Source organism: Pantoea sp. sgz302252 (assembly GCF_042610525.1).
Taxonomy (GTDB): Bacteria; Pseudomonadota; Gammaproteobacteria; order Enterobacterales; family Enterobacteriaceae; genus Erwinia.
This window is the reverse complement of the sequence record NZ_JBHDVM010000005.1, coordinates 254,621-264,638: the sequence shown is the minus strand read 5'-3', so window position 1 is coordinate 264,638 and position 10,018 is coordinate 254,621. Positions and strand designations below refer to the sequence as shown.

Sequence of the window (10,018 nt, the reverse complement as noted above, 5' to 3'; positions counted from 1 at the left end):
AGACAGCTATCGCAATTGCAGTGGCACTGGCTGGCTTCGCTACCGTAGCGCAGGCCGCCCCTAAAGATGACACCTGGTACGCCGGTGCGAAACTGGGCTGGTCTCAGTACCACGACACTGGTTACTACGGTAACGGTTATGCAAACAATGACGGTCCAACTCACGAAAGCCAGCTGGGCGCAGGTGCGTTCGGTGGTTACCAGGCTAACCAATACCTGGGCTTCGAGCTGGGTTATGACTGGCTGGGCCGTATGCCTTACAAAGGCAACGTTGTAAACGGCGCTTACAAAGCACAAGGCGTTCAGCTGGCTGCTAAACTGAGCTACCCAATCTATGACGATCTGGACGTGTACACCCGTCTGGGCGGCATGGTATGGCGCGCAGACTCCAAGCAGAACAACAACGGCACCCGTATCAGCGACCACGACACCGGCGTTTCTCCGCTGGCGGCAGTGGGTGTTGAGTACGCCGTTACCAAAAACTGGGCTACCCGTCTGGACTACCAGTGGGTTAACAACATCGGTGACGCGAACACCGTTGGTACCCGTCCAGACAACGCTATGCTGAGCGTGGGCGTTTCTTACCGCTTCGGTCAGGATGAAGCAGCACCAGTTGTTGCTCCAGCGCCAGCACCAGCGCCAGTTGTTGAAACCAAGCGTTTCACTCTGAAATCAGACGTACTGTTCACCTTCAACAAGGCGACTCTGAAGCCAGAAGGTCAGCAGGCCCTGGACCAGCTGTACACCCAGCTGAGCTCCCTGGATCCTAAAGACGGCAGCGTTGTTGTTCTGGGCTTCACCGACCGCATCGGTTCTGACCAGTACAACCAGAAACTGTCTGAGAAGCGCGCACAGTCCGTTGTTGACTACCTCGTTTCTAAAGGCATCCCTGCTAACAAGATCTCTGCACGCGGTATGGGCGAATCTAACCCAGTTACCGGCAACACCTGTGACAGCGTGAAAGGCCGTAACGCCCTGATCGAATGTCTGGGTCCTGACCGTCGCGTAGAAATCCAGGTTAAAGGCATCAAAGACGTGGTGACTCAGCCTCAGGGCTAATTCTCCTCTTTGATAAAAAACCCCGCTGCGGCGGGGTTTTTTATGGGCGCGGTTTAGCTAAAGCGCCAGCCAGTTTAATTACCCAAATACTTAGTCCGGCTTGCCCAGAATGGCCTGCAGATCCTGCTTTAACAATGACATCTGGCTGGCATATTTTTCTTTATGCTCCGCATCTTCAATCAGCTGCACTATAGTCTCCGACAGCGTACTCTGCCGGCGCTGCGCCAGCGCGGCCAGCCGCTGCCAGACGAGATACTCCAGGTCGATCGATTTCTTGCGCGTGTGCTGATGTTCCGCGTTGAAATGACGTTTACGGCGTGCGCGGATGCTCTGCTTCATGCGATTGTCCAACGCCGGATTGATATGTTGCGCAATCCACGACGCCACTTCGGCGGGATTATGCTCTATCGCCAGCAGCTCACCGACCGCGGCCTGGGCCGCGCTTCGCTCCAGATAACGCGTGATCGCTTCACCTTCCCGATGTTTTTTCACCAGGTATTTCCATTTCCATCCGCTTTCAAGGTTTTCCAGTTGCTGATATTTCATCGGAATCTCATGCTAAACCTGTAACTTACTTAGAATAACAGGTTTTTTAACATAGCCGCACGGAAAAGCAGAGCGGGCTCGCAAATGCGCTATATCGCCACGCTAATTGGATCTCTGCAATGCTTAACAGGCTGAAATCTTGTATAATGCCGCATTACTCATTTTAAGAAAAACGCGATAACTTTGACCAACAATCAACTTGAATGGCGCGCCCTGCAGCCCGATACCGACAGCGTCCAGCTGCTTTTCTCCGAGCTTCCTGATGATCCCTGTTACTTTTCCGCAGTTCAGCCGCGCCTGTTCAGTACGCTGGCTCTGCTGCTGGATAGCCAGGCAAAACTGCCGCTGATGCTGCTCAGGGCGCCGGAGCATCCGGCGTACCAGACTTTGCTGCAGCGGGTCATTTCAGGTTTTGCTGATGAAAGCGAGGCGCTTTACGGCGGCCAGTATCATATCGACGGCAGCACCATTAGCTGGCGTCCGGCAGAGTCTGAGCAGGATAATTTTGCCAGCACGGGCGGCGTACACAGCGCAGACTGGATCGAAGCAGAACAGCTTTTCGGCTGCTTCCGCCAGTACAATAATACTTTTACCCTTGAGCCGGGCCTGGTGCATAAGGCTAACGGGGGAACGCTGCTGCTTTCCCTGCGCGCGCTGCTGGCCCAGCCGCTGCTCTGGTTACGGCTGAAGCAAATCCTGGCTACCGGGCAATTTAGCTGGCATTCCCCGGACGAATCCCGTCCGCTGCCGGTAGCGGTGCCGCCTATGCCAATGCGCTTCCGGTTGATCCTGACCGGCGAACGCGACGCGCTGGCCGATTTCCAGGAGATGGAGCCGGAGCTGGCGGCGCTGACCTTCTATTCGGAATTTGAAGAAAACATTCAGATTGTGGATGAAGAAGCTTTCAGCCTGTGGATCAAGTGGGCGCGTTCCGTTGCCGCCGATGAGGAGCTACTGATCGCGGACGATCTGTGGCCAGTACTGATGCGCGAGGCGGTACGCTATACCGGCGATCAGGAAACGCTGCCGCTCTGCCCGGTCTGGCTGACCCGTCAGTTTCAGGAGGCGGCCGCCAACAGCGACGAAAACCTGATTAACAGCGAGCATTTACAGACCGCGCTGGAGAGTCGTGAATGGCGCGAAGGCTTCCTGGCCGAGCGCGTGCGCGACGAGATCCTGCTCGATCAGATCCTGATTGAAACCGAAGGCGAGGCCATCGGCCAGATCAATGCGCTCTCGGTAATCGAGTTTCCAGGCCATCCGCGCGCCTTTGGCGAACCTTCCCGCATCAGCTGTGTCGTACATATTGGCGACGGCGAGTTTAACGATGTAGAGCGCAAGGCCGAGCTGGGCGGCAATATTCATGCTAAAGGCATGATGATCATGCAGGCCTGGCTTATTGCCGAGCTGGAACTCGATCAGCAGCTGCCCTTCTCCGCTTCGGTGGTTTTCGAACAGTCCTATTCGGAAGTCGACGGCGACAGCGCTTCACTGGCGGAACTTTGCGCACTGATTAGCGCGTTAGCCGGGCAGCCCATCACTCAACAGATTGCCGTGACGGGTTCAGTGGATCAGTTTGGTCGCGTTCAGCCTGTCGGCGGCCTCAATGAAAAAATTGAGGGCTTTTTCCACGTTTGCGCCAGCCGCACGCTAAACGGTAGCCAGGGCGTGATCATGCCCGCCGCTAACGTGCGCCATCTTTCCCTGTGCCAGGAAGTGGTGGACGCGGTACGGGAAGGTAAATTTCATATTTGGGCAGTCGAAAGCGTTGAAGAAGCGCTTCTGCTGCTCACGAAAACCGAGTGGGATAAAGAAGACGCCCCTTGTTTGCTAAGATCGATACAAGAACGTATTGCGCAGATTAATCAGCAGGAAGGAAGGCAGCGCCCGTGGCCGCTGCGCTGGCTGAACTGGTTCAACCAGAGCTAATCGGGCTTGCTCAGCTTACAGCTGTAAGCTAACCTTCGTGCTTCAATAAAATAAGGCTTATTAAGAACATGGTAGATAAACGCAAATCCTACACAAAAGAAGACCTGATTGCCTCGGGCCGTGGTGAACTTTTCGGCGCTGAAGGCCCGCCGCTGCCTGCCGGCAATATGCTGATGATGGATCGCGTCATCGAGATGAACGAAGATGGCGGCAACTATGGCAAAGGCTTTGTAGAAGCGGAACTGGATATCAATCCCGATCTGTGGTTCTTTGGCTGCCACTTTATCGGCGATCCGGTAATGCCTGGCTGTCTGGGTCTGGACGCGATGTGGCAGCTGGTGGGTTTCTACCTGGGCTGGCTGGGCGCGGAAGGTAAAGGCCGCGCGTTAGGCGTGGGCGAAGTGAAATTTACCGGCCAGGTGCTGCCAACGGCGAAAAAAGTCTCTTACCGCATTCACTTCAAGCGCGTCATTAACCGCAAGCTGGTAATGGGCGTAGCCGATGGCGAAGTGCTGGTAGATGGTAATGTGATCTATACCGCTACCGATCTGAAAGTGGGCCTGTTTAAAGACACTACCGCTTTTTAAGCTTTCTGAAAAACGAAACCTCCGCCCGGGCGGAGGTTTTCCTTGTCATTAAACAGGACTACGCGGTAACCGTCCTGTCCTCCATGGCTTGTCGCCAGCCTCCCAACCAGTGAGATCTTGCATCTATCATTTGATAGGGACACATCTCTTTCGAGCGTCCGGTAATACCGGCCTGATAACCTCTGGAATGTGCCCGTTCTAGCCGATCTCGTTTCTGTCTCTTCATCATGCCTGTAATCCTCTCTTCAGGTCAGGTGGAATCTGGTGGAAAGAAATCAGTAACTGCATACGCAGTCACACTCTAGTTCTAACGCCAATTTCTCCGGAGATCAACGCGCAAAATTCACGCCAATGTCATAAACCTGTGCGACCATAACGGCGGCTTATTGCCTGAAATTAACCTGAAAACCCGGATAAGCTGCTGTCAGGCAATAAAAAAACCCCTGATTGTGCACAATTCTGATTTGTGACAATCAAGGGTTTAACCTGAATAATTAATTTTATTTAATTATCACCGTTGGATACTTCTGGCGATTTCCTGCGCCTGCTGCTGCCATCCCGCCGCCAGGGTTCTGACCAGCGCATCGTAACCATCTTCCTTTTGCGGCAGCGTCAGCGAGAAGGAACGCTTGATGATTTGCCCCTGATGCTCCAGTACCCAGTCGCCGCTAATCACTGCCTGACCATCGTAACGCCCGTGGAAACCGGTAACGTTGACGTTAAGCGTTTCCTGCTGCTGGCCCAGCGGCGAAGCTGAGACCAGCCAGCCAGGCAAGGCTGCGCTCAGGTTAGCGACCAGGGTTTGCTGCAGCTGCTGATCTAACGGGCTGGCCCAAAGGTTGTTGGCAGCAATAACGTATTTTACATCGCTGGTCTGATAAACCAGACCGTTGCCGGAAAGATAATCCGGCACCGATACGTGCTGCACAAATACCGCTGGCCGCATAGCGTCTGCGCTGCTCACGGCCATACCTTTTACCGCTGAGGGCAACTGGTAGTAAGTTGTCTCCGGCGTGCTGCTACAGGCGCTCAGCGCCAGGGCCAATGCTACAGGTAGCCATTTTTTCATTATTTCGCCCTCTTCGGCTGCGGATCCTGGCCAGGTTTAGCTTCAAACACCAGCGCGTTGCTCTTGTTATTGAGCGTTTTCAGCACCGGCTGTAGCTCGCGCAGTACCTGGTTAAGCTGCTGCATATCACCGACCAGCTTGCTGTAGGCTGGCGCGCCAGGCTGGAAGCCCTTCATGCTGGCGTTCAGCTCGCGCAAGGTTTTCTGCATATCCGCAGGCAGCTCTTTCATCGACTGGCTGCCGGTGATCTGATTGATGTTATCCAGCGTTTTTTGCAGCTCGCGGATGGTGCGCTGGCTCTCTTTCAGTGTGCCGGTGGCCTGATTGATCATCGGGTTCAGCGGCAGCGCGTTGATTTTATCCAGCGTATCCATGAGTTTCTGCTGGATCTGCGCCAGTCCGCCGCTGGTGGTCGGAATCAGTTCATAATCAGCGAAAGAGGCCGGACCCTTATAAGGTTTAGCGTTGCTGTCAAAGTCCAGATCGATATAGAGCGAGCCGGTCAGCAGGTTGGCGGATTTCAGCGAGGCGCGCAGCCCGGCTTTGATACCGTCCTTCAGGTGCTGCTCAATATCAAAGTCTTTGCCCAGCATGCTTTGGAAGCGATCGGGTTCAATGCGAATCAGTACCGGAATACGGTAGTCGTTGCCCAACTGCTGCGCAACTTTAGTCGATTTAAACGGCACTTCCGCAACTGTACCCAGACGGATCCCGCGGAATTCTACCGGCGCGCCGGGCTGCAAGCCGCGAATGGAATCGCTAAAGAACATCAGGAAGTCTTTATGTACCGTATAAAGCGAATCCTGAATGCTGCGCTGATCGTCGAACAGCTTGTATTCCGCCTTGTTTTCCGCCACCTGGCCCAGTTCCCAGCCGTCCGGCACGTCAAAGCTAACGCCACCGCTGAACAGCGTGGTCAGCGAGCCCATTTCAACGCGCATGCCCGAAGCGGACATATCCACCGCAATACCGCTGTCTTTCCAGAAGCGCACGTTGGTGGTAACCAGTCGGTCGTAAGGTGCCGCGACAAACAGTTGATAGGTCATCATACGTTTATCGGCATCAAAGTGGCTGGTTTCCACCGAGCCAACGCGGTAGCCACGAAACAGCACCGGATCGCCGGGATTAAGCTGACCGGCTTTGGCGCTGTCCAGCGTAATACGAATACCTTTGGCATCCGGCGGTGCCAGCGGCGGCGCGTCCAGCAGCTTATACTCTTCCGGCTGCTCGCCTTTGCTGCCGGGTTGCAGTTCGATATAGGAACCGGAAAGCAACGTACCCAGGCCAGTAACGCCCTCTTTGCCGATAGTTGGCTTAACGACCCAGAACGCGCTGTCGCCTTTCAGTAACTTTTCCATACCGGAGTTAAGGCGTGCGGTGATTTTTACATGCAGCAGATCGTCGGTCAGTACCGCGCTCTCTACGGTACCCACATCTACACTACGGCTCTTTATCGCCGTTTTTCCGCCTTCAATACCTTCGGCATTAGTGGTGATCAGCGTGACCAACGGCCCCTGATGGCTGAAATGATAAACAAGGATCCATGCGCCAATCAGTACGGTGACGATGGGGATGATCCAGACTGGCGACCAGCGTTTAATGCGGTCGACTTTCGCCGTGCCGTGATTATTTTCCTGCAAAGTCTGGCTCCTCACTAGTTTTGGTACTTACCCGATCCCAGGTCAGACGAGGGTCGAAGGTCATGGCGGCGAACATCGTCAGGATGACCACCAGCGCAAACAGCAACGCGCCCGTCGCGGGATAAATATTCATTAGCTGGCCCATGCGTACCAGCGCCGAGAGTACGGCGATAACAAAAACGTCGATCATTGACCAGCGGCCGACAAACTCCACCACTTCGTAGATTTTATGCATTCGTTCGCTGTCCTGATGCGGCTTGCTTTTGCCGTTGGCGTCCCAGCAGAGCCAGGCGATAGCCAGCATTTTCAGGGAAGGCACCATAATACTGGCGATAAAAATCACCAGCGCCACCGGATAAGAGCCTTCGCTCCACAGCAGCACTACCCCAGCCATAATAGTGGAGGTAATTTTGCTGCCCAGCGATTCGGTGATCATAATGGGCATCAGGTTAGCAGGAATGTATAAAAGCAGCGAAGTCAGCAGCAGCGCCAGCGTCCACTGCAGGCTGTGCCTGCGGCGAGCGTGGCCAGCCGTACCGCAGCGCGGGCAAACAAGCTGGTCGGCGGCCAGCACAGCGGTGCAGCAGCTGCAGGAACGCATATTTTGTTGCAATCCGCTGATGGCCGGAACCGGCCTGGCGGGCAACGCGGGCAGCGGCGCAATGCGCTGCCACATCCAGCGGCGATCGACGCACTGGAAAGCACGCACCTGTAGCAGGCAGAACAGGCACCAGGGGATAAAGCTGGTGCCTATGCCGATATCGCCATAGGCCATGAGTTTGACAAAGCTAACCAGCACGCCAGCAAGAAAGATTTCCGCCATGCCCCAGCTTTTAATCTGAAACAGCACGCGCGCCATGTTTTTTTTCAGCGGCGCGGGCAGGTTTACCGAGTTGACCAGCAGCAGAATGATAATCATACAGAGCGCGGGCACAGCCTGGACAAATAGCATAAACAGCGTCGCCAGGCTGCTGTAGTCAACTGAGACCATCACCTCAGGGATACGCATCAGCGTGATTTCGCTGCTCATTCCCGCGACGTGCATGTTGACGAACGGAAACAGGTTCGCCAGAAGCAGCATAAACAGCGCCGCCAGCGCATAGCCGGTCGGCCGCTTGCGCGGCTCGTCCCATTTCACTACCAGCGTGGTGTCACAGCGCGGGCAGCTGGCCTTGCTGCCCGGCGTGAGTTGCGGCAACTGTGTCATCAGGTCGCACTGCGGGCAAAGCATCCACTGGTCGGCCTGTTGCGATGAGCACATAGTTCACCTCGGGGTTGTTAGTTTTTCAGCGATTCCAGGTATTCCCAGCGCTCGAAGGCTTTTTCCAGTTCCTGCTCCGCCTGGGCAAGGGCATCCAGCACCGGCTGAGTGACGTCATGAGGCTGGTTAAAGAAGCTGGCGTCCGCCACTTTTGCCTGGAGCGAGGCCAGTTCATTCTCCAGCTGCTCCATTTTCTGCGGCATCTGCTCCAGCTCACGCTGCAGGTTATAGCTCATTTTAGCCGCCGGGCGCTTCGCCGCTTCGTTTTTTACGCTTTCCTGACGCGGCTGCGCGGCCGTTTTGGCGCTATTGCTGCGGGTCTGCTTGTAAGCCGCGCGCTGCTGCTGGGCATCGTGATAGCCGCCTACGAAGGCGCCGATTTCACCGTTACCCTCAAAAATCCAGCACTCGGTCACGGTGTTGTCAACAAACTGACGATCGTGGCTGACCAGCAGTACCGTGCCCTGGTAGCCATCAACCAGCTCTTCCAACAGCTCCAGCGTTTCGACGTCCAGATCGTTGGTCGGTTCATCGAGGATTAACAGATTGCTTGGCTTAAGGAACAGACGCGCCAGCAGCAGGCGGTTACGTTCGCCGCCGGACAATGCGCGTACCGGCGTCATGGCGCGTTTTGGATGAAACAGGAAGTCCTGGAGATAGCCCAGTACATGACGCGGCTTGCCGTTAACCATTACTTCCTGCTTGCCTTCCGCCAGGTTATCCATCACGGTGCGATCCGGATCCAGCTCCGCGCGGTGCTGGTCGAAATAGGCTACTTCCAGCTTAGTCCCAATATGCACGCGGCCGCTGTCTGCCTTAAGCTGATCGAGCATCAGCCTCAGCAGCGTGGTTTTACCGCAGCCGTTTGAGCCAATTAGCGCAATTTTATCGCCGCGCTGTACCTGCGCAGAAAAATCGCGGACCAGCTGCTTGCCGCCAACGCTATAGTTAACGTTTTCCAGCTCAAATACGATTTTACCGGAACGGCTCGCCTCACCAACCTGCATATTGGCTTTGCCCATCACTTCGCGGCGTTCAGAACGCTCGTTACGCAGCGCCTTCAGCGCACGTACGCGGCCTTCGTTACGGGTGCGGCGCGCCTTGATGCCCTGGCGGATCCAGACCTCTTCCTGCGCCAGCTTGCGGTCAAACTCCGCATTCTGCATCTCTTCGACTCGCAGCGCCTCTTCTTTGCCCACCAGGAACAAATCGTAGTCGCCCGGCCAGGAGACCAGCTTGCCGCGATCCAGATCGACAATACGCGTCGCCATGTTGCGGATAAACGAACGGTCATGCGAGATAAAGATAATGCTACCCTGGAAGGTTTTCAGGAAAGTTTCCAGCCAGTCGATGGTTTCGATATCCAGGTGGTTGGTCGGCTCGTCCAGCATCAAAACGCGCGGGTTGCTGACCAGCGCCCGACCCAGCGCAGCCTTGCGCAGCCAGCCGCCGGAAAGCGACGACAGCGGCGCGTCGCCGTCCAGGCCGATCTGCTTCAGCACATCCTGGATGCGGGTCTCCAGCTGCCAGAGGTTCTGGTGATCGAGAATGCTTTGCAGCCTTCCCATCTCATTCAGGTTCTTTTCGCTCGGATCGCTCATCACCAGGTGTGAAATAGCGTGATAGGCTTTCAGATATTCAGCCTGCTCGTTTACGCCTTCCGCCACAAAATCGTAGACCGAGCCTTTTACGTTACGCGGCGGATCCTGCTGCAGACGTGCCACAATCAAATCCTGCTCGTAAATAATGCGGCCATCGTCCAGCGGCTGTTCGCGGTTGATGATTTTCATCAGCGTTGATTTGCCCGCGCCATTGCGCCCTACCAGACAGACGCGTTCGCCTTCCTCAATATGCAGCTCGGTGTTATCCAACAGCGGCGCATCGCTGAATGAGAGGTAAGCGCCATGAATACTAATCAGTGACATAAA

Annotated in this window: 9 protein-coding genes; 3 read left to right on the top strand and 6 right to left on the bottom strand. The window is 55.5% G+C overall.

The window, feature by feature from the left end; translation table 11 throughout:
• The coding region (ompA, locus tag ACETPC_RS11565; RefSeq protein WP_380181500.1) for a porin OmpA at window positions 1-1,058 on the top strand (1,058 nt) is incomplete at its 5' end.
• 90 nt (window positions 1,059-1,148) lie between these two features.
• On the opposite strand, the gene matP is transcribed toward ompA, so the two are convergent.
• The gene (gene matP, locus ACETPC_RS11560) at window positions 1,149-1,604 is read right to left on the bottom strand and encodes a macrodomain Ter protein MatP (protein ID WP_380181498.1); all 456 of its coding nucleotides are present in this window, start codon (window positions 1,602-1,604) and stop codon (window positions 1,149-1,151) included.
• Between the two features lie 183 nt (window positions 1,605-1,787).
• On the opposite strand from matP, the gene ACETPC_RS11555 reads away from it, so the two are divergent.
• Window positions 1,788-3,533, top strand: coding sequence for an AAA family ATPase (locus ACETPC_RS11555; RefSeq protein WP_380181496.1), 1,746 nt, complete (start codon window positions 1,788-1,790; stop codon window positions 3,531-3,533).
• Between the two features lie 68 nt (window positions 3,534-3,601).
• Window positions 3,602-4,120, top strand: coding sequence for a bifunctional 3-hydroxydecanoyl-ACP dehydratase/trans-2-decenoyl-ACP isomerase (gene fabA / locus ACETPC_RS11550; RefSeq protein WP_380181494.1), 519 nt, complete (start codon window positions 3,602-3,604; stop codon window positions 4,118-4,120).
• 58 nt (window positions 4,121-4,178) lie between these two features.
• On the opposite strand, the gene rmf is transcribed toward fabA, so the two are convergent.
• The 5 genes from rmf to ACETPC_RS11525 all read right to left on the bottom strand — a co-directional run bounded on the left by rmf (window position 4,179) and on the right by ACETPC_RS11525 (window position 10,015).
• A complete protein-coding gene (rmf, locus tag ACETPC_RS11545; RefSeq protein WP_071995068.1) occupies window positions 4,179-4,346 on the bottom strand; it encodes a ribosome modulation factor in 168 nt (55 codons plus the stop codon).
• Window positions 4,347-4,631: 285 nt separating this feature from the next.
• Complete coding sequence (pqiC, locus tag ACETPC_RS11540; protein ID WP_380181492.1) at window positions 4,632-5,189, bottom strand: membrane integrity-associated transporter subunit PqiC; 558 nt, start codon at window positions 5,187-5,189, stop codon at window positions 4,632-4,634.
• A complete protein-coding gene (gene pqiB, locus ACETPC_RS11535; protein ID WP_380181490.1) occupies window positions 5,189-6,829 on the bottom strand; it encodes an intermembrane transport protein PqiB in 1,641 nt (546 codons plus the stop codon). The genes pqiC and pqiB overlap by 1 nt, the downstream gene beginning before the upstream one ends.
• Window positions 6,816-8,090, bottom strand: a complete 1,275-nt coding sequence (gene pqiA, locus ACETPC_RS11530) for a membrane integrity-associated transporter subunit PqiA (protein ID WP_380181488.1) — start codon at window positions 8,088-8,090, stop codon at window positions 6,816-6,818. Before pqiA ends, pqiB begins: the two co-directional genes overlap by 14 nt.
• Window positions 8,091-8,107: 17 nt before the next feature.
• The gene (locus ACETPC_RS11525; RefSeq protein WP_380181486.1) at window positions 8,108-10,015 is read right to left on the bottom strand and encodes an ABC transporter ATP-binding protein; all 1,908 of its coding nucleotides are present in this window, start codon (window positions 10,013-10,015) and stop codon (window positions 8,108-8,110) included.
• Between the last annotated feature and the right edge of the window lie 3 nt (window positions 10,016-10,018).